The organism is Cypionkella sinensis (assembly GCF_042646385.1).
GTDB lineage: Bacteria > Pseudomonadota > Alphaproteobacteria > Rhodobacterales > Rhodobacteraceae > Cypionkella > Cypionkella sinensis.
The window spans coordinates 1349165-1368864 of record NZ_JBHRTO010000001.1 but is presented as its reverse complement, the minus strand read 5'-3'; the positions used below and the strand labels follow the sequence as shown (position 1 = coordinate 1368864).

Sequence of the window (19700 nt, the reverse complement as noted above, 5' to 3'; positions counted from 1 at the left end):
GAATCGCCCAATTCCTCTGCCATGATGCTGGCAACGGAACAGAGGCGTAATGGAACCGATCAGTCAGAGTGATAATGCCGATCAGCGCGTGCATCGCCGCCGGGTGTTCTACATCCCCGGCTATGATCCGATTCACCCACGCCGGTACCGTGAGCTTTATCGCAAGGAAGGTCAGGAACAGGCACGCATTTCCGGCTATAAGCTTGACCTGAAACCAAAAAAGACCGGCGGGCCTTATGGCTGGCATGTCACCGGCAGCATCGACTGTGCCGTCACCGAGGCGGATGTCGAGGTGTTGGTCTGGGCGGATATTGTCAAAACCTCGATGGCGCGCGGGATTGCCGCCACCTATCTGCAACTGATGCGCACCGCCTATGCCTATATCGGTTCTGGCGCGTTGTTCCGGCTGGCGGGTTTGCGCAAGGGGCCGATGATTGCGGCACTGTATCCGATCGTGTTCCTGCTGACGCAACTGCTGATCGCCTGCCTTGCCGGTTGGGGCATCGGCGAAGTTGTCAGCCTCGTGCATCCGGCCTTGGGCTGGGCTGCAGGGCTTGGCGTGGTCTGGGCAATGCTGCGCGCCTTCAAACGCTGGGATAACAAGGTTTTTGCCTATTACCTGATGCATGACTACGCCTATTCAGCGCAGGCCGGGGGGGCGAACCCGCCCGAATTGGAAGCCCGCATGACCGCGTTTCGCCTGTCGATCCGCAACGCGCTGACCGCGGGGTTTGATGAGGTTTTGGTGGTCGGCCATTCCTCGGGCGCGCATCTGGCGGTGTCTATTCTGGCCGATCTGCTGCGCGAAGGCCTGCCAAAGGATGCGGCGCGCTTGGCCTTACTGACGCTGGGGCAGGTGGTGCCGATGGTGTCGTTCCTGCCACAAGCCAAGCGGTTGCGCGGTGACTTACGATATCTCTCGGCACAGGATGCGCTGGTTTGGGTCGATGTGACCGCCCCCGGCGACGGCTGCGCCTTTGCATTATGCGACCCGGTGGCGGTGACAGGGGTGGCCCCGCCAGACAAGCTTTGGCCGTTGGTGATCTCGGCGGCTTTCACGCAAACCCTGTCGCCCGAACGCTGGAAAGAGCTGCGTTGGAAGTTTTTCCGCCTGCATTTCCAATATCTGTGCGCGTTTGATCGGCCCGGTGATTACGACTACTTTCAGATCACCGCGGGGCCGCGGACCTTGGCTGATCGATATCGCACCCGCGTGCCATCGAAAAGCCGCATCACCCGGCCGGCGTCGGGCTATCGAGACGTCGTATGATCCCGCCCAAACCCCAGCCACGGGCGGATAAAGTCTCATTGCTGCAATATCTGCGGCTGTTTCGCGCCGATATCCTTTCGGCGCAGCCCGCGCGACTGTATCGCGCGTGGATGGCGGCGTTTCGCACACCCTTTTTCCGCAGCTATCTGTGCAACGATCCCGCTTTGGTCAACCGCGTGCTGGTGGAACGCCCTGATGATTTCCCGAAATCCGACCGTATCCGAGAGGGGCTGAACCCGCTCTTGGGCAATTCGGTTTTCGTCACCAATGGTGATGTCTGGAAGCGCCAACGCCGCATCATTGATCCGGCGTTTGAGGGCGGGAGGTTGCGCGATACCTTTCCGGCAATGGTTGCGGCAGGGCAGGCGGCGGTCGCGCGGATGCCGCTTGGCACAGTGGAAGTCGAAGAAGAAATGAGCCATGCCGCGGCGGATGTCATTTTCCGCACGCTGTTCTCGATCCCGATTGAACATGAGGTGGCCGCGGAAGTCTTTGCCGAGTTCCGCCGCTATCAGCGCACGCAACCATTGCTGAACCTTGCCGCTTTCTTGCCGCTGCCGAAATGGATGCCGCGCTTTCATAAGCGGGCCACCAAGCGCTCTGCCGCGATCATTCGCAGCTTGATCACCCGGCTGACCGAGGCACGCGCGGCAGAGATTGCGGCGGGCACGGCACCCGACGATCTGGCAACTAAGATCATGACAACCGCCGATCCGCTGACCGGGGCGCGGTTTGAGACGGTGGAAATGGTGGATCAGGTGGCGATCTTCTTTCTGGCCGGGCATGAGACCAGCGCTTCGGCGCTGTCATGGGCCTTGCTGATGTTGGCGATGGATCCCGCAACACAGGAAAGGGTCGCAGCCGAGGCGCAGACTTTGGGCGATGCGCCGGAATTTTCGGCGATCTCAAAGCTGCGTTTCACCCGCGATGTGTTCCGTGAGGTGCTGCGGCTTTATCCGCCCGTGCCGATGATGGTGCGCGAAAACACCTGCCCCGAAGATCTGCGAGGCCGTGCTGTCGCCCCCGGTGCGCAGATTGTGCTCAGCCCCTGGCATTTGCAGCGGCACGAGCGTATCTGGGATCGCCCGGATGAGTTTGATCCAAGCCGTTGGCAAACCGAGGAAAACCGCGTCTGCGCCCGCGATGCCTATATGCCGTTTTCCGCAGGGCCACGGGTTTGCACCGGGGCGGGGTTTGCGATGGTTGAGGGTGTTCTGCTGCTGGCCCTGCTGGCGCGGGCGTTTCGCTTTGAACTGGCAGGCCCGTTGCCAGTGCCGGTGGCACATCTGACAGTGCGCGCCAAGGACGGCATCCACCTGCGCATCACCCGCCGAACCTAGTGTCTGCGCAAACTCTAGCATCGAATTCTGCGCGCAGAATGCGCTATTCCAACCGGCGGATCGGTTCAGTATTGTAAAACACTAGGAATTGCCCGGCATTCTCGACAACTGGAAAGCCGCGCCTTGCCATTTCATCCAGAAACGCCCGCCTGCCAAAATGGCGTTCCACATACCGCACCCGACGGCGCACCACGCCGCCGTCCAGCGCGGCTTGCGAGGCGAACAGATGGCGCAACCAGCCATCGGGAACAGGGGACGCAGAGCATGTTTCATGCCGCCACTGTCCCAAATCGTGATTAAAAATCGGTTAACTGCTTCAGCACAAACACCCGGATCGCCGAGGCAAGGCCGACATCGCTTTCGCGGCCGGCATCCACTTCGGCAGCCAAGGCGTTCAAAGTCTGCCCGCGCGCCACCGCAATCTTGCGAAACGCATCCCAGAACGCCGCCTCGAGGGAGACCGAAGTGCGATGGCCCTTCAGCGTCAGCGAATGCTTCACGGGCCGCCCGCTCATTCCGGCTCTTTCGGCGGCAGCACATGGCCGTCAAGGTCGCGCCTCGCTTTTTCAAGCTGCGCGGCCTCCAAGGCTTTATCCCCCTTGCGGCGACCGAATTTCACCGCATTGGCATCCGCCTGCGCGCGGGCATCGGCCTTGTCTTTGGCCTTTCGCACGCTGCGCAGGTTGATGATTTCGGCCATCAGCCTTTCGGCCCGACCATGTCTTCGGGCCGCACCACGCGGTCAAAGGTTTCGCCGTCGACATAGCCCAAAGCGATGGCTTCCTCGCGCAGGGTTGTGCCGTTCTTATGCGCGGTTTTGGCGACCTTGGTGGCGGCATCATAGCCGATGGTCGGGGCCAAAGCCGTGACCAGCATCAGCGATTCCTTCATCAACTTGTCGATCCGCACGGTGTTGGCTTGGGTACCCACCACCATGTTATCGGTGAACGACCCCGCCGCATCGCCCAGAAGCTGCATGCTTTGCAACACGTTATAGGACATCATCGGGTTATAAACGTTCAACTCGAAATGCCCCTGCGATCCGGCAAAGCCCACCGCCGCGTCATTGCCCATCACCTGCGCGCAGACCATGGTCAGCGCCTCGGCCTGTGTCGGGTTGACCTTGCCCGGCATGATCGACGAGCCCGGCTCGTTTTCCGGCAGGATCAACTCGCCCAGACCCGAACGCGGGCCAGAGCCCAGCAAGCGCAGGTCGTTGGCAATCTTGAACAGGCTGGCCGCCACAGTTTTCAGCGCCCCCGAGAACATCACCATCGCGTCATGCGCGGCCAAAGCCTCAAACTTGTTCGGGGCGGTAACGAAAGGCAGGTCGGTGATCTCGGCAATCGCCGCGGCGACCCGAGTATCCCAGCCGACGCGTGTGTTCAGCCCGGTGCCGACAGCGGTGCCGCCCTGCGCCAGTTCGTAAATGTCGGGCAGGCACATCTTCACCCGCGCGATGCCTTTTTCCACCTGCTTGGCATAGCCGGAAAACTCCTGCCCCAAGGTCAGCGGCGTTGCATCCTGCGTGTGGGTGCGGCCGATCTTGATGATATCCTTGAACTCAACCGCCTTGGCATCCAGCGCCGCGTGCAGCTTTTCCAGACCCGGCAGCAGCACATCGCGCGCCACCATGCCGATCGCGACATGCATCGCGGTGGGGAAAGTGTCATTCGACGACTGCCCCATGTTGACATGGTCATTCGGATGCACCGGCTTTTTGCTGCCCTTCACGCCGCCCAGCATCTCAATCGCGCGGTTCGAGATTACCTCATTGGCATTCATGTTCGATTGCGTGCCCGACCCGGTCTGCCAGACCACCAGCGGGAAGTTATCATCAAACTTGCCGTCGATCACCTCTTGCGCAGCTTTGGCAATGGTTTCACCCAAAGCCGCATCAATGTCGCCCTGCGCGATATTGACCAAAGCGCAGGCCTTTTTGATCACGCCCAAAGCGCGGACGATGGCGATCGGCTGACGCTCCCATCCGATCGGGAAATTCTGGATTGAGCGCTGGGTCTGTGCGCCCCAGTATTTGTCGGCGGGAACTTCAAGCGGGCCAAAGCTGTCAGTTTCGGTGCGGGTGGCGGACATGTGCAAGCCTCATGGATGGAATGGCTGCGGCATAGCGCGGACAGCACGTGAATTCAATTGGTATGCGCCGGTATACCGAAATATACCCACTCAGATGCGGTGGAAATGGTAAACCCGTGCAGGCGGAATGTTCAGCCAGACTTTCGGGCCAGCGCTGACCTTGATGCCCAAACGGCTCATCTGTTCGGCAGAAAGGGCGGGTTTGGTGCCGTAGGTGAACTGCACGTAAACGCCATCTGGGGCGAGAATATCAAACGCGGCTTTGACGATGGATTCGCGCACCGCCAGCGGCATCGACAGCAAAGGCAGACCAGAGATTACTGCCGAAACGCCGGGTTCCAGATTGCTGACAGCGGCCTGAGCTGCCGCGTTGTGGATGGTCACGCCGGGAAATTTCGCGCGCAGCAACTTGGTAAAGCTTGGGCTCATCTCATACAGCGTCAGGTTTTCCGGGCGCACGCCCGCCGCCAGAATACCTTCGGTCAAAACCCCAGTGCCGGGGCCAAACTCGACAACCCGGCCTGAGTCCGGGCCAAGGCCCTGCGCCATCGCGCGCGCCAACCAGCGCGAGGAGGGGACGACAGACGACACTTGCAGCGGGTTGGTCAGGAATTGACGCAAGAACAGCGCAGCTTCTTTGGCCATGTCAGCCTCCAGCTAAATAAATCGACTATTGCTTGCGGAATTTGTCCAGCCGCAAGATTTGCGCATCGCCCTGCGGCGGGGTCGGATCGTCTTCGGGGTCTTCCTCGTCTTCGTCCTCGTCGTCGTCTTCCTCGTGGGTTTCAAACCGCAGACCGAATTCGACGGATGGGTCAACAAAGGTGCGAACCGCATCGAACGGGATCACCAGATGTTCGGGTTTATTGCCGAAATTCAGCGTGATTTCAAAGCCTTCATCGCTAACGATCAAATCCTCAAACCAATGCTGCACGACAATCGTCATCTCGCCCGGATAGCGCGAGCGCAGCCAATCGGCCATTTCAACACCGTCAACTGTGGTGTCAAAGGTGATGAAGAAATGATGTGCGCCGGGCAGTCCATTGGCCGAAACATCCTTGAGAACGGTCTGAATCAATCCCCGCATCGCGCGGTGCATCAGGTTTCCGTAATCAATAGACTTCGTCATGAGCCGCCCCTTCTGAATGTTGCCACCATAGGGGATTCAGTTTCAAAGGGAAGGGGGGCCAAGTCAGAATGCTGCAACTGCAGCGGAAGTTATCGCACATATCGCCAGCACCAAAGGCAAAGGCCAATGCCGCCGCAGCAACAGATAGGCGGCCAGCAGGGCCAGAACCGTGGGCAGCGGTTTCAGGCTGAACGGGTCAGGGGCAATCAGGTGCAGCGGGCCATAGGTAAATGGTGGCACGTTGGCAAAGATCACATGGGCTGCGAACCACAGCGACAGGTTGGCGATGACGCCCACTACGGCGGCGGTAATGGCTTTCAGCGCTTGGGCAAGGCGGGGGGCGTGGGTCAGCCGCGCGATCCACGGCGCACCGGCGAAGATCCACAGAAAACACGGGGCGAAGGTCATCCAAAGCGTGATCAGCGCGCCGGCAAGGCCCATTAGCAGGCCGTGTTTGGCTGCGGCAAGATAGCCGACAAACTCGGTCACAAGGATCAGCGGGCCGGGTGTCGTCTCGGCCAGACCCAACCCATCGATCATTTGCGGCAGGGTCAGCCAGTGCTTTTGCTGCACGACATCCTGCGCCATCCATGTCAGCACAGCATAAGCGCCGCCGAATGTCAGCATGGCGAGTTTTGAGAAGAACAGGGCAATCTGGCCCAGAATGGGCGGTGCCAGCAGCAGGGTCAGCCCCAGCGGGATCAGCCAGACCGCGCCCCAAATCGCCGCAGCGCGCAGGGATTCTCCCCAAGGCGCGGGCGCGGGGCTTGGGGGGGCGCTGGCTTTGCAGAAGAAAAATCCCCACAGACCCGCTGCCAGAATGACGATGGGAAAGGGGGTGGCAAAGCAGAACAGGCCAAGAAAGGCGAGCGCGGCGATGATCCATTGCACCCGCGATTTCAGCGCGCGTTTGGATACCCGCAGCAGGGCCTCGATCACCACCGCCAGTACGGCGGCTTGAACCCCGGTGAACAGGGCGGCGACCAGCGGCAACGTGCCCCAGGCGGCGTAGATCATCGACAGGGCCAGCACGACCATCGCCCCCGGCAGCACAAACAGCCCACCTGCGATCAACCCGCCCAAGGTACCATGCTTGCGCCAGCCGATCCATGTCGCGAGCTGCATCGCCTCGGGCCCCGGCAGCAGCATGCAGAAGGACAGGGCAGAGAGGTATTCCTCCTCGGACACCCATTTCTTTTCCTCGACCAGTTCGCGGTGCATCAGCGCGATCTGGGCGGCTGGTCCGCCGAAAGACAGCAGGCCGATGCGCGCGAAGGCGCGGATGAGTTCGGGGAGGGTGGGCATCTTCCGCATCCTGTGGTCTGCGCATCGCAGTCTTAGACAGCGCGGCGGGATGGGTAAAGTCGGTTATGAGAAAGATAAAGTGCCGGATTCTGTTGCCAGGTTCCGGCGGACCCCGCCTTACGCGGCTAAGCGCAAGGGCTTAGTTTCGGCGACCCGAACTGCTTACGCAGCCAGAGCCATTGCCGGAGCACGGTTGTCATTTGCAACTGTACGTTTGGACCGATAACGGTAGTACCTCACCGAGCGAAAGCTGGCCCCTTTAGACGTTCGTCGATCCTGTTTCGACCCCACACGCCCCAAATGAAAGGGTGAATTGGTGGAGTCGCCGGGTACCGCCCCCGGGTCCGAGCCGTTTATTATGGGTGCGTTTATCGCCATAGTTGGGGTTGCCCCCGACAGGCTGAATATAGGTCGGGGGGTGGACTTGTGCAAGGCGGGCCATGGTCCCAACTCGGGACCTTTTTTATCTTATGGAAATCAATAGCTTGACTGGGTCGAATTAAGGATTTGTTAAGAAACAACCCTGGCTATGCAAACCGGGGGAGGGTCAGGGAGGGGCTTGGCCCCTCCCTTTCGCAGGCGATCAGAAGCCGGATTTGATCATCTCAAACTCTTGGGTCATCCGGTCACGCATCGCCGGATCAATCGGAACCTGCGACAGCAGAGTGCCGTTCACCGGATCAACGTCATGGGCTTTCAACTCTTCCAGCGAGATGTCTTTCATCGCAGCGTCATTGGCGTGAACGTAGCCGAAATTGTCGAGCAAGCCCTTGGCCGAGCCGTGATCCAGCCAAGCATTAATGAAATCATAGGCTTTCTCTTCCTTGCCCGGACCATCCTTGAAATTGACGTAGCCGCAGAACCAGTTCGCAACCCCCTCTTTCGGGGTGCGCTGGAAGGCAACCGGCACGCCTTCTTTCTTCATGTTGGCCACGCCGTCGTTCCAAGTCCAGGCGATCACCACCTCGCCGGTTTTCATCAACTGCGCCAGTTCGGAAGGGTCGGCCCAATAGGTGCGGACATTGGCATGGGCCAGACGCAGCCATGCGGCGGCGGCGGCGAATTGCTCGTCGGTGATGTTGGTCCAATCCGAGACACCCGTGGCCAGCAGCGCCAGCGACCAGGTATCATCGGTGTTGTCGGGCAGCGAGATTTTGCCCGCGAAGGCCGGATCGGTGAACACCTGCAGCGAGGCCACCTGTTCGGGCTTCACAAGGTCGGTGTTATAGGCAATGGCGGTATAGGCGCCATCGGTGGGGATATACCAGACGCCGGTATCATCGGCGAAAATCTTGGAATTCTTGTAACGCTCGCCAATCTCGCCATAAAGCGGGATCTTGCTGACATCCCAAGGCTCGATCAGGCCAGCGTCACGGTATTTCTGCACCATCTGCGCGCAGGGGTGGGCGACATCGGCCTTGAAGCCGTTCGAGACTTTCTGGAACGCTTCGTCATCATCGCCATAGAAGGAATAAGTCGGCATCTGGCCGTTCTTGGCGACATAGGCTTCGATCAGCGATTGATTCTCAAAACCGGCCCAATCGAACACGGTCAATTCGGGATCGGCGGCGTGGGCAAGGCTGGCAAAGCTGAGCGCAATGGCCGTGCTGGCGAAAAGGCGGGTAAGACGCATGGGATTCCTTCCGGCTGTTGGGGGCCGCTTATCTGTGCTGCGACCTTAGGATGATGAAAGGCTAGAGCGGGTGGCAGTTCGGCTCAAGTCGTTATTGCGTGATCGGCGATGGTTGGGCAGGGTTTGGTCGATTTTTGATCAAATCGGGTCAGCTTTGCTGGCCGGGGAAGCGGGGGTTTCACACCCCCTGCACCCCCGTGGAGTATTTTTGCCAGGATGAAGGCAAATTTTAGATGAATTTTAGCGGATGGGGCGGGGGGTTTACGGCGCGAAAAACCTTGGTTAGGTTTCCTGCGAACCTGCATTGTGCAGGGTCTGCCACAGCACCTGCGCGGGGCTGCGGCTTGGCTGGAAGACCTGCCACGGCCTTTGCTATCCGTGGAACCAGCTTGGGCCGTTGTCTTGAAACGCGAAAAAGGTGTCTGAATGAGCAAACTTGATCTGAACTTTGTCCGCAGCCAGTTTCCGGCGTTTGACAGCGCCGTGTTGGGCAGCCATGCGTTCTTTGAGAATGCGGGCGGGTCGTATCCCTGCCGTCAGGTGGTGGATCGGCTGCATCGGTTCTACATGGATCGCAAGGTGCAGCCTTATGGCCCCTATCCGGGGGCGCAGGCGGGCGGGGCTGAGATGGACGAGGCGCGCGCGCGTCTGGCGGCGTTGATGGCGGTAAAGCCGCCGCAGGTGTCATTCGGGCCTTCGACCAGCGCCAACACCTATGTGCTGGCGCAGGCGGTGCGGGTTTGGCTGAAGGGGGCCAATGCCGCGATTGTGGTGACAAATCAGGACCATGAGGCGAACTCGGGCGTTTGGCGGCGGCTGGCCGATGAGGGCATCGAGGTGCGCGAGTGGCAGATTGATCCGCAGACGGGCAGTCTGGATCCGGCGGATTTGTCGGCGCTGCTGGCGGATGGCCGCGTGCGGCTGGTGTGTCTGCCGCATTGTTCGAACGTGGTGGCAGAGATCAATGATGTGGCGGCGATTTCGGCGCTGGCCAAGGCTGCGGGTGCGCGGGTGGTGGTGGATGGGGTGTCTTATGCGCCGCATGGGCTGCCGGATTTCCCGGCCTTGGGCTGCGATGTCTATCTGTTCTCGGCCTATAAAACCTACGGGCCGCATCAGGGCATCATGGTGATCTCGGAAGATTTCGGCGCGGAATTGCCGGCGCAGGGGCATTATTTCAACGCAGGGTCGTTGTATAAGCGCTTTACGCCTGCCGGGCCGGACCATGCGCAGATCGCGGCTTGTGCCGGGATGGCGGATTACATTGATGCGCTGCATGCGCATCATTTCGGGGCCGAGGCGGATGCGGCGGCGCGCAACCGCGCGGTGCATGATCTGATGCGCACGCATGAGGTGGCGGTGGTGGCCCCGCTGCTGGATTATCTGGCCGCGCGCAACGATGTGCGGCTGATCGGGCCGCGCCGGGGTGAGGATCGTGCGCCAACGGTGGCAGTGGTGCTTGACCGCGCGGCAGAGCCGGTGTCCGAGGCGCTGGGGCGTGAGGGGATTGCGTGCTGGGCGGGCGACTTCTACGCGGTACGACCGTTGCAGGCGATGGGGGTTGATCTGGAGCAGGGTGTGCTGCGGATGTCTTTGGTGCATTATACCTCGGCGGCTGAGGTTGCGCAGTTGGTCAGCGCGCTCGACCGGGTGCTGTAAAGCCAAGGGCGGGGGGCTGCGCACCCCCCGCACCCCCGCACGGCGTTTCGCGACAATCGTGTGGGAACTTGTGATCTGATCCGGTGTTTGCCGCGTAAGCATTTGAAACACTGTGGGATGTGATGAACGATCAACCTTTGATATTGTGGTTCCGGCGCGATTTGCGGCTGTCGGATCATCCGATGCTGGCGGCGGCTGTGGCCTCGGGGCGGCCTTTGCTGCCGGTGTTCGTGCTGGACGCGCAGGCCGAGGCTTTGGGGGCGGCGGCGAAGTGGCGGCTGGGGTTGGGGCTGGCGCGGTTTGCTGAGACGCTGGCGGGGATGGGGCAAAGGCTGATCCTGCGCCGGGGTGAGGCTTTGGCGGTGCTGCAGGGGTTGATCGCCGAAACCGGGGCTGCGGGCGTGATGTGGCAGCGGATGTATGATCCGCAAGCCGTCGCGCGCGATACCAGCGTAAAAGCGGCGCTGAAGGCGCAGGGGTTGGTCGCCGAGAGTTTTCCGGGCGCGCTGCTGATCGAGCCCTGGGAAGTGGCGACCGGGCAGGGCGGCTTTTACAAGGTGTATTCGCCGTTCTGGAAAGCGGTGTCGGCGCGCGGCTTTGCGGCGCCGGTGCCAGCGGTGAAGGCTTTGCGCGCGCCGCAGGTCTGGCCCGCCTCGGACAATCTCGATGATTGGCAGATGGGCGCAGCAATGCGGCGCGGGGCGGCGGTGTGTTTGCCGCATCAGCGGGTCGGCGAAGAGGCGGCACTGGCGCGGTTGGATGAATTTATCGACAGCGCGGTGGATCGCTACAAGGCCGAGCGGGATTTTCCGGGGCAGATTGGCGCGACCTCGGGGCTATCTGAAAACCTTGCCTGGGGTGAGATCGGGCCGCGCACCATCTGGGCGGCGGGGCAGCGGGCGATGCATCAGGGCGATGCCGGGGCCGAGCATTTCTGCAAGGAATTGGTCTGGCGCGAGTTTGCCTATCATCTGATGCATCACTCGCCGCATATCCTGACCCGGGCCTGGCGCGAGGAGTGGGACAGTTTCCCTTGGCGCGGCGACAATCCACAGGCGGAAATCTGGCGGCACGGCATGACCGGAGAGCCGTTTGTCGATGCCGCAATGCGTGAGATGTATGTGACCGGCAAGATGCACAACCGGGCGCGGATGATCGTTGCATCTTACCTGACCAAGCATCTGATGACCGATTGGCGGTTGGGTCAGGCGTGGTTTGCCGATTGTCTGACCGATTGGGATGAGGCCAGCAATGCGATGGGCTGGCAATGGGTTGCGGGCTCGGGTCCCGATGCGGCCCCCTATTTCCGGGTGTTTAACCCTGCTGGACAGGCCGAAAAGTTTGACAGCGACGCAGCATATCGGCACCACTGGATTGCCGAACTTTCGCTCCGGCCGGGTGCCGCAGCGCTCAGTTACTTTGATGCTGTGCCAAAACGCTGGAAACTGTCACCAGCGCAGGCTTATCCTGCGGCGATGATCAATCTGGCTGAGGGGCGCGACAAGGCTCTGGCCGCTTATGCCGCGCGCGCAACGACTGACGGCGACACCAAGACAGCCGAGAGGGCATAATGCAGGTTTTGACGACCACCAAAGGACAAAAACAACTGCCCCGCTATTTTTCCGCCGTGTTTGAGCAGGCGCAAAAGCTGCAAAAGGGGCGGCTGGATTTCACTTTGCCCGATGGCCGCCGTTTCCGGGTGGAAGGGAAAAACCCCGGCCCGGTGGCGGAAATTGCGGTTCATGATACCGATCTGTTCGCACGCCTGATCCGCGAGGGCGATCTGGGCTTTTGCGAGTCTTATGTCGAAGGCGGCTGGTCGAGCCCCGATCTGATGACCTTCATGGATCTGGTGCATGAAGGCAATGCCGAGGTGTATGATGCTTTCCCCGGCATGGCCCTTGTGCGGGCCTATGAGAAATTCCGGTTCTGGTTGCAATCAAACTCGAAACGTCAGGCCAAGAAGAACATCGCGCATCACTACGATCTGGGGAATGACTTTTATCGGCTTTGGCTGGACGACAGCATGACCTATTCCTCGGCGATTTATCGCAGCGGGCAAGAAAGCCTTGAGACGGCGCAGGCGCAGAAATATGCCTCGATGGTCGATCAGATGGGTGCGAAACCCGGCGATCATGTGCTGGAAATCGGCTGCGGTTGGGGCGGTTTTGCCGAATATGCCGCGAAGGAACGTGGCCTGCGCGTGACGGCGCTGACGATCAGTCAGGCACAACATGATTTTGCCGTGGCGCGGATGCAACGGTTGGGGTTGCAGGACAAGGTTGAGATCAAGCTGCAAGACTACCGCGACGAAACCGGGCTTTACGACGGCATTGCCAGTATCGAGATGTTCGAGGCGGTGGGCGAGAAATACTGGCCGGTGTATTTTGACACCGTGCGCGACCGTCTGAAACCGGGGCGCAATGCGACGTTGCAAATCATCACGGTAGAGGATTCACGGTTTGAAACCTACCGTAAGGCCGTGGATTTCATTCAGAAATATATCTTTCCGGGTGGCATGTTGCCAAGCCCATCGGTGCTGAAGCGCGAGGCAGAGCGTGCAGGGCTGAAGGTGAAAGGTTCGATCGAATTTGGCAAAAGCTACAGCCAGACCTTGCGGCGTTGGTATGACGCTTTCAATGCGCGCTGGGCTGATGCTGCGCGGCTGGGCTTTGATGATCGGTTTCGGCGGATGTGGAACTTTTATCTCGCCTCTTGTGCTGGCACGTTTGAGGGCGGAAACTGTGATGTGACGCAAATCACGCTGACCCGTCCGATGGCTGATGCGCCGGGGGTGTGATCGCAGCCACAGCGATGAAGGACCGCCATGCCCACTGCCTCGAAACTTGTTGCCGCGATAACCTTTGCCTTGTTGGGCTTTGTCGCGGCGCAGACCTTTGTGAAGTATCTGCCTGAGGGCACGCCGGTCGGTTATTTCCGCGAGATCACGGCGGCGATCGGGTTTGTGGTCGGCTGGCTTTACATGGGCAAGCTGACCCGCAAGGGCTACCGCGAGGCGATCAATTCTGGGCTGGTGACTGCACTGTTGGTGGTGTTCTGGGCGTTGCTGGCGTTTTCGCTATATTACATGCTGAAAAAGTCGATGCGGATGATGTATGACAACCCGATGGAAGCGGTGTTGGGTGTGTTCCAGCTTATGCTTGATTACGGCAAGATGTTGCTGGTGCCGGATATGCTGGGCGTGATCCTGGTGGGCGGGATCCTGGCGGGCCTGATCACCGAATGGGCCGGGAAACGCTGGTCTTGAGCGGTTCGTATTTCTTTTACGGCCCGCTGCGCGATCTTGATCTGTTAGAGCAGGTGCTGGGCCGTGCGGTCCGCGTCACTGCAGCGTGGTTGCCGGATCATTCGGTGCAAGGTGACATGGACGCGGCCTTTCCGGTGCTGTTGGCGCAGTCAGGCGCGCAAGTTGCAGGCGTTGTGCTCGCAGGCGTGTCGGCTGCGGAAGTGGCGCGACTGGAGTTCTTTGCGGCAGCGGTGGCTGCTACGGCACAGGCCATGACGGTGATGCAGGCCGAGGGCGCGGTTGACGCGCAGGTGTTCTGGCGGGCGGGTGCTGGCTCTGGCGATGCTTGGCTGTTTGAGGACTGGCAACGGCATTTTGGCGCGGAACTGCGGGCGATGGCTGGCGATGTCATGGCGCTGTTCGGGGTGAAGCCTGCAGAGGCGGTGGCGGCACGCCGCGCGCAAATGCTGACGCGCGGTGCATCGAGGGTGCGGGCAGGACAGGCCGCGCCGACGCTGCTGCGGTATCAGGCGGGGCAGGGGGATGTGGCGGTGGCGGCACTGCGCGAACCCTACGCGCGGTTTTTCGCGATGGAAGAGGTTGATGTCAGCTTTCGCCGGTTTGATGGCAGCATGAGCCCGCAAGTGACGCGGGCAGGGTTCATCGCTTGCGATGCGGTGACGGTGCTGCCCTATGATCCGGTGCGTGACCGGGTTCTGGTGGTCGATCAGTTCCGCGCTGGGCCCTACCTGCGCGGCGATCCGCAGCCGTGGCAGATTGAGGCGATCGCCGGGCGGATTGACGCGGGCGAGACGCCGGAAGATGCGGCACGGCGCGAGGCGGTGGAAGAGGCTGGGCTGGCGTTGGACGATCTGCTGCCGGTGGCCAGTTACTACCCCAGTCCCGGCTGTTCGTCAGAATTTCTGTATTCCTTTGTCGCGCTGACCGATCTGCCCGACACCGCAGCGGGGGTTTTTGGCGTTGAAGGCGAGGCGGAGGATATTCGCGGCCATGTCATTGGGTTTGAGCGGCTGATGGCGCTGGTGGCATCGGGTGAGATTGGCAACGCGCCCACGGTGCTGAGCGCGTTGTGGCTGGCGCAAAACCGCGCGCGGTTGCGCAAGGCCTGACCCCTGCGCAACCGGAACTTTCGTAAGAATTCCGGTTGCGCCGGGGTTGGGCGTTACAGTGCCAGCTTTGTCCACGCCCCGTTTTTGCGCGACGAGCGCACGCAGGCATCGACGAAGGCCACGCCGTCGAGCCCTTCTTTCAGGCCCGGAAAGCTGACCGCGCTGTCCAAGGCCGAACCGTCACGCCGGGCGATGATGGCGCGACCGGCTTCGGCGTAGATATTGGCGAAGCCTTCCAGATAGCCTTCGGGGTGCCCCGGCGGGATGCGGGTGACGCGGGCAGCGGCCTCGCCTGATCCCGCACCGCCGCGGGTCAGCCGGTAGCGCGGCGCACCGATTGGCGTGACCCACAGGTAGTTCGGGTTTTCCTGTTCCCATTCGATCCCAGCCTTGGTGCCGTAGATCCGCAGGCGCAGGCCGTTTTCCTGACCTGCCGCGACCTGGCTGCACCACAGCATTCCGCGCGCGCCGGTGTCGTAACGCAGCAGCACATGAGCGTTGTCATCGACACGGCGGCCAGGGACGAAGCTTTGCAGATCGGCGGCGAGTTCGGTGAGGGTGAGACCGCTTACAAAATTCGCCAGGTTGAAAGCATGGGTGCCGATGTCGCCCGTTGATCCACCCGCACCCGAGCGCGCAGGGTCGGTGCGCCAATCGGCTTGTTTGTTGTCGACCTCATGCGCCAGCCAGTCTTGCGCGTATTCGACCTGCACAAGCCGGATGTCGCCCAAATCGCCCGCCTCTACCATGGCTTTGGCTTGGCGGATCATCGGGTAGCCGGTGTAGTTGTGCGTCAGCGCGAAGACCACGCCAGAGGCTTCGGCGGCTTTCGCCAGCTTTTTGGCCTCGGCCAAGGTCGCGGTCAGTGGTTTGTCGCAAATCACGTGGATGCCGCGCTTCAGAAACTCCAAAGCCACCGGGGCGTGCATGTGGTTTGGGGTGACGATGGCGACGGCTTCGATGCCGTCTTTGCGCCGCGCTTCTTTCTGCGCCATCTCGGCGAAAGAGCCATAGCTGCGTGCCACGCCCAGATCGGCGGCAGAGGCGGCAGAGCGGTCGGGGTCAGATGAAAACGCGCCCGCGACGAGTTCGTATTGGTCGTCAATGCGCGATGCGATGCGGTGAACAGCGCCGATGAAGGCGCCACGGCCGCCGCCGACCATGCCAAGACGGATGCGGGGGCTGCGGGCGGTATGTGCTGCGGTGATCGCCATGGTTTACTCCAATCCCAACATGCGGCGGTTGGCGGCGCGGTCGGTGCCCGCGTCGGCGAAATCGTCGAAGGCTTTTTCCGTCACCCGGATGATCTGCTTAGCGACGTAGGCCGCCCCTTCGCGGGCACCGTCTTCGGGGTGTTTGATGCAGCATTCCCATTCGACCACCGCCCAACCGTCAAAGCCGTATTGGGTGAGTTTTGAGAAGATGCCGCCGAAATCGACCTGCCCATCGCCGACCGAGCGGAAGCGGCCCGCGCGGTTCACCCAAGATTGGAAGCCACCGTAAACGCCTTGGCGGCCCGTCGGGTTCAACTCGGCGTCCTTGACGTGGAACATCTTGATCCGTTCGTGATAGATGTCGATATGCTCAATATAATCAAGGTGTTGCAGCACATAATGGCTGGGATCATACAGCATGTTGGCGCGCGGGTGGTTGTTCACACGCTCCAGAAACATCTCGAACGTCACGCCATCGTGCAGGTCTTCGCCGGGGTGAATCTCGTAGGCAAGATCAATGCCGCAGGCATCGGCGTGGTTCAATAGTGGCGTCCAACGGCGGGCGAGTTCGTCAAACGCTTCTTCGACCAGACCGGCAGGGCGTTGCGGCCATGGGTAAAGATAGGGCCAAGCCAGCGCGCCCGAGAAAGTCGCATGGGCGGTAAGGCCAAGGTTCTTGCTGGCGCTGAGCGCCTTTGTGACTTGATCAACGGCCCATTCCTGCCGCGCCTTCGGATTGCTGCGCACCGAGGGGGCGGCGAAGCCATCGAACTGTGTGTCATATGCCGGATGCACGGCGACCAACTGGCCTTGCAAGTGGGTCGAAAGTTCAGTGATTTCCACGCCGTTTTGGGCGGCCACGCCCTTCAATTCGTCGCAATAGGTTTTCGAGGTCGCGGCCTTGTCCAGATCAATCAGCCGCGCATCCCATGACGGCACTTGCACGCCCTTGTAGCCACAATCGGCGGCCCATTTGGTGATGCTATCAAAGCTGTTGAACGGCGCTGCATCGCCTGCGAATTGCGCCAGAAACAGCGCTGGTCCTTTGATCGTCTTCATGGTCTCTCCCTAGTTTCCCGTGCGGAAGTCCGTGGCTTGCGGTACTTCCAAAGCTTGCCCCTGATCGGCAGCGCGACCCTCTATCGCGGCCATCACGGCGCGGGCCAGAAAGTTTCCGGCGCGCGCCACATCCTCTTGCACAACGATCATCTCTTTCCGAAATCTGTGCAACAGGCGGATCGCTTCTTTTGCTGCAATGTCGAAATCTTGCCCGATGTGCAGCCCATTGCGCTCGGCCCCCGCGACGGCGGCAATGGCCCCGGTGGTCGAGCCAGAGATGATCGCATCGGGCGGATTGCTGGCAAAACGGCAGGCAATGTCAATCTCGATCGCGTCGGCGGAACTGTCAGAGGTGATATCATCGGCCAGCTCGAACCGCATGCCGCGGGCGGCGGCCTCTTGGCTGGCACCCATGATCATGTGACGGGCATACATGTGGTTGCGCGGTGGCGCGATCATATAGACATGGCGGCGGTTGCGCTCGGCCAAGGCTTGCACGGCAAGGCGGCCATAGCTTTCGTTGTCGTAATCAAAATAGGGGTGGTCCAGCCCCATATCGGTGCGGCCATGGGTGGCGAAGGGGATGTGGTGTTCGGTCATATAGCGGATGCGCGGATCGTCGGGCTTGGTCTGGTTCAGGATGATGCCATCCGCACTTTCGGTTTCCACGATGTAGCGCACCGGGTCCATCGGGTCTTGATCGCGGAAGAATGGCATCACCACCAGATGATAGGCAGTGCCGCGCAAAGCATCGGCGATGGAATAGAGCAGCTTTGAGGTGTGGTTCATCACATCGGATTCGGTGGATAGCAGCAGCGCGATCACGTTGGTCTTGCCTGTGCGCAAACGCACAGCGGCGCGGTTTTGGCGGTAGCCAAGGCGGAGGGCGGTCTCGCGCACCCGGCGCTTGGTTTCCTCGCCAATGTCGGGCGCGTCTTTCAGGGCACGGCTGACCGTGGCAATCGCAAGGCCGGTGGCGGCTGCGATGGTCTTCAGCGTGGGCCGCTCGGCCCCAACGGGGGGCGGGGGTGATTCTGTCATCGCTTCCATTTCCGAAACTTGACCCAAAGATGTGGCCTTATTCCGCGCATTCTTCCAGCCATGTGATTCGCTGAAATGCCGGGTTGCGGCGTTTTGCACGCCGTGGTTGAGTGGGCGGGCAGCGCACCAACTATGCCGATATTTCAGAGACTTCCGTGAAAATCGTGATCCAAACCGCAGCGGGAATCTCCCCGATACCACCCCCGATGAAGGCGCAGAAAACCCAGTGCTACAAGCGAAAAGATTGCTTGATCGAAAAATCTATAACGTTATAGGATAGAGCTATAACGATTTAGACGGCAATAAATCGACATGATCTGGGAGGATCCTATGAAAACGTGGAAATTGGCCGCTGGCCTTCTGCTGAGTGTTGCGCTGCCTTCAGCGGCCATGGCGACCGATCTGGAAGTGACGCATTGGTGGACATCGGGCGGTGAGGCGGCTGCGGTGGCCGAACTGGCCAAAGCATTTGACGCCAGTGGCGATCACTGGGTGGACGGCGCGATTGCGGGTGGCGGCGATACCGCGCGCCCGGTGATGATCGCGCGGATCAGCGGCGGCGATCCGATGGGGGCGACGCAGTTCAACCACGGCCAGCAGGCGCTGGAGCTGGTGCAGGCCGGGCTGATGCTGGATCTGACCGATGTGGCCGAGGCGCAGAAATGGCGCGACGTGATCAACCCGATCTCGTTGCTGGATGGCTGCACGATTGACGGGAAGGTCTATTGTGCGCCAATGAACATTCACTCGCCTGAATGGCTGTGGATCAACAACAAGATCTATGAGGACCTGGGTATTCCGGTGCCGCAGAACTGGACGGAATTTGTCGCCAGCGCGCCGCAGGTTGAGGCGGCAGGGAAAATCCCGTTGGCCTTGGGGCGGCAGGCCTGGCAATCTAACCTTGCGTTCAACGCGATCACTGTCGGCGTTGGCGGCTTGGATCTGTGGAAGAAAGTCAACCTCGACAAGGATATGGACGCGGCCGCTGGCCCCGAGATGCTGAAAGTGTTCCAGGCAGCGGCAGAGGCGCGCAAGCTGGCGGCGAAATCCACCGTGCAGGATTGGAATCAGGCCACCAATATGGTGATCAACGGCGATGCCGCCGGGCAGATCATGGGTGACTGGGCGCAGGGCGAATTTGCCGTGGCGGGCAAGGTTGCCGGCAAGGATTACACCTGCCTCCCGGGTTTGGGGCTGAATGCTTACCTGTCGACCGGCGGCGATGCGTTCTATTTCCCGAAGCTGGATGATCCCGACAAGGAAGCGGCGCAAAAGCGTCTGGCCGCTTTGCTGGTCAGCCCCGAGGTGCAGGTCGCGTTCAACCTGAAAAAAGGTTCGCTGCCGATCCGGGGCGACATTGATATGTCGTCAGCCAACGACTGCATGAAGAAGGGGCTGGAGATCTTGAAATCCGGCAATGTCGTGCCCTCTGGCGATCAGGCGTGGTCGCCAGACGTGCAGACCCAGTTGGGCGATATGCAAAGCGAATTCTGGAGCGGCGAGATGACCCCGGAAGACGCGCAGGCGCGTTACGTCGAAATCCTGAAATCCGGGCTGTAAGCCTGACAGAGCAGGGGCC

The 19700-nt window shown here is 60.9% G+C and carries 19 protein-coding genes and 1 other RNA gene; 8 read left to right on the top strand and 12 right to left on the bottom strand.

Annotated features, from left to right (window positions below; translation table 11 throughout):
• Window positions 1-49 precede the first annotated feature (49 nt).
• Both ACFOGH_RS06785 and ACFOGH_RS06780 read left to right on the top strand, forming a co-directional pair.
• A complete protein-coding gene (locus ACFOGH_RS06785) occupies window positions 50-1270 on the top strand; it encodes a hypothetical protein (protein ID WP_380072311.1) in 1221 nt (406 codons plus the stop codon).
• Window positions 1267-2610 (top strand): cytochrome P450, encoded by a 1344-nt coding sequence (locus ACFOGH_RS06780; RefSeq protein ID WP_380072310.1) that lies wholly within the window; start codon window positions 1267-1269, stop codon window positions 2608-2610. Before ACFOGH_RS06785 ends, ACFOGH_RS06780 begins: the two co-directional genes overlap by 4 nt.
• 43 nt (window positions 2611-2653) lie before the next feature.
• Here the strand turns inward: ACFOGH_RS06780 and ACFOGH_RS06775 are convergent, their stop codons facing one another.
• The 9 genes from ACFOGH_RS06775 to ACFOGH_RS06735 all read right to left on the bottom strand — a co-directional run bounded on the left by ACFOGH_RS06775 (window position 2654) and on the right by ACFOGH_RS06735 (window position 8771).
• The gene (locus ACFOGH_RS06775; protein WP_380072309.1) at window positions 2654-2845 is read right to left on the bottom strand and encodes an N-(5'-phosphoribosyl)anthranilate isomerase; all 192 of its coding nucleotides are present in this window, start codon (window positions 2843-2845) and stop codon (window positions 2654-2656) included.
• A gap of 61 nt (window positions 2846-2906) precedes the next feature.
• Complete coding sequence (locus ACFOGH_RS06770) at window positions 2907-3125, bottom strand: ribbon-helix-helix domain-containing protein (protein ID WP_380072308.1); 219 nt, start codon at window positions 3123-3125, stop codon at window positions 2907-2909.
• Window positions 3122-3310 (bottom strand): DUF4169 family protein, encoded by a 189-nt coding sequence (locus ACFOGH_RS06765; RefSeq protein WP_380072307.1) that lies wholly within the window; start codon window positions 3308-3310, stop codon window positions 3122-3124. Before ACFOGH_RS06765 ends, ACFOGH_RS06770 begins: the two co-directional genes overlap by 4 nt.
• Window positions 3310-4704 carry a class II fumarate hydratase gene (gene fumC, locus ACFOGH_RS06760; RefSeq protein WP_380072306.1) on the bottom strand — a complete coding sequence of 465 codons (1395 nt, stop codon included), beginning with the start codon at window positions 4702-4704 and terminating at the stop codon, window positions 3310-3312. Before fumC ends, ACFOGH_RS06765 begins: the two co-directional genes overlap by 1 nt.
• Before the next feature lie 90 nt (window positions 4705-4794).
• The gene (locus ACFOGH_RS06755; RefSeq protein WP_380072305.1) at window positions 4795-5349 is read right to left on the bottom strand and encodes a class I SAM-dependent methyltransferase; all 555 of its coding nucleotides are present in this window, start codon (window positions 5347-5349) and stop codon (window positions 4795-4797) included.
• A 25-nt stretch (window positions 5350-5374) separates the two neighbouring features.
• Complete coding sequence (locus ACFOGH_RS06750; protein WP_380072304.1) at window positions 5375-5833, bottom strand: SspB family protein; 459 nt, start codon at window positions 5831-5833, stop codon at window positions 5375-5377.
• 63 nt (window positions 5834-5896) lie between these two features.
• Window positions 5897-7138, bottom strand: a complete 1242-nt coding sequence (gene chrA / locus ACFOGH_RS06745) for a chromate efflux transporter (RefSeq protein WP_380072303.1) — start codon at window positions 7136-7138, stop codon at window positions 5897-5899.
• A gap of 78 nt (window positions 7139-7216) precedes the next feature.
• Window positions 7217-7574: a transfer-messenger RNA gene (ssrA, locus tag ACFOGH_RS06740) on the bottom strand.
• Between the two features lie 147 nt (window positions 7575-7721).
• Window positions 7722-8771, bottom strand: coding sequence for an ABC transporter substrate-binding protein (locus ACFOGH_RS06735; RefSeq protein ID WP_380072302.1), 1050 nt, complete (start codon window positions 8769-8771; stop codon window positions 7722-7724).
• Window positions 8772-9197: 426 nt separating this feature from the next.
• Here ACFOGH_RS06735 and ACFOGH_RS06730 point away from each other — a divergent pair, with 426 nt between their 5' ends.
• The 5 genes from ACFOGH_RS06730 (at window position 9198) to ACFOGH_RS06710 (ending at window position 14807) form a co-directional block, all read left to right on the top strand.
• Window positions 9198-10430: an aminotransferase class V-fold PLP-dependent enzyme gene (locus tag ACFOGH_RS06730; RefSeq protein ID WP_380072301.1), complete on the top strand. Its 1233-nt coding sequence runs from the start codon at window positions 9198-9200 to the stop codon at window positions 10428-10430.
• Window positions 10431-10549: 119 nt separating this feature from the next.
• Window positions 10550-12001: a cryptochrome/photolyase family protein gene (locus ACFOGH_RS06725; RefSeq protein ID WP_380072300.1), complete on the top strand. Its 1452-nt coding sequence runs from the start codon at window positions 10550-10552 to the stop codon at window positions 11999-12001.
• Window positions 12001-13230 (top strand): class I SAM-dependent methyltransferase, encoded by a 1230-nt coding sequence (locus ACFOGH_RS06720; RefSeq protein ID WP_380072299.1) that lies wholly within the window; start codon window positions 12001-12003, stop codon window positions 13228-13230. Before ACFOGH_RS06725 ends, ACFOGH_RS06720 begins: the two co-directional genes overlap by 1 nt.
• Before the next feature lie 27 nt (window positions 13231-13257).
• Complete coding sequence (locus ACFOGH_RS06715; RefSeq protein WP_380072298.1) at window positions 13258-13698, top strand: TrgA family protein; 441 nt, start codon at window positions 13258-13260, stop codon at window positions 13696-13698.
• Entirely contained in the window at window positions 13674-14807 is a 1134-nt protein-coding gene (locus ACFOGH_RS06710) for an NUDIX domain-containing protein (RefSeq protein WP_380072297.1), read from the top strand. Before ACFOGH_RS06715 ends, ACFOGH_RS06710 begins: the two co-directional genes overlap by 25 nt.
• Window positions 14808-14860: 53 nt before the next feature.
• Here ACFOGH_RS06710 and ACFOGH_RS06705 read toward each other — a convergent pair whose 3' ends face one another.
• The 3 genes from ACFOGH_RS06705 to ACFOGH_RS06695 are packed head-to-tail and all read right to left on the bottom strand — an operon-like array spanning window position 14861 to window position 18121.
• Window positions 14861-16021 carry a Gfo/Idh/MocA family protein gene (locus ACFOGH_RS06705; protein WP_380072296.1) on the bottom strand — a complete coding sequence of 387 codons (1161 nt, stop codon included), beginning with the start codon at window positions 16019-16021 and terminating at the stop codon, window positions 14861-14863.
• Between the two features lie 3 nt (window positions 16022-16024).
• Window positions 16025-17080, bottom strand: coding sequence for a sugar phosphate isomerase/epimerase family protein (locus tag ACFOGH_RS06700; protein ID WP_380072295.1), 1056 nt, complete (start codon window positions 17078-17080; stop codon window positions 16025-16027).
• 9 nt (window positions 17081-17089) lie between these two features.
• Complete coding sequence (locus tag ACFOGH_RS06695; RefSeq protein ID WP_380072294.1) at window positions 17090-18121, bottom strand: LacI family DNA-binding transcriptional regulator; 1032 nt, start codon at window positions 18119-18121, stop codon at window positions 17090-17092.
• A gap of 330 nt (window positions 18122-18451) precedes the next feature.
• Here ACFOGH_RS06695 and ACFOGH_RS06690 point away from each other — a divergent pair, with 330 nt between their 5' ends.
• Window positions 18452-19681 carry an ABC transporter substrate-binding protein gene (locus ACFOGH_RS06690; protein ID WP_380072293.1) on the top strand — a complete coding sequence of 410 codons (1230 nt, stop codon included), beginning with the start codon at window positions 18452-18454 and terminating at the stop codon, window positions 19679-19681.
• Window positions 19682-19700: the final 19 nt, after the last annotated feature.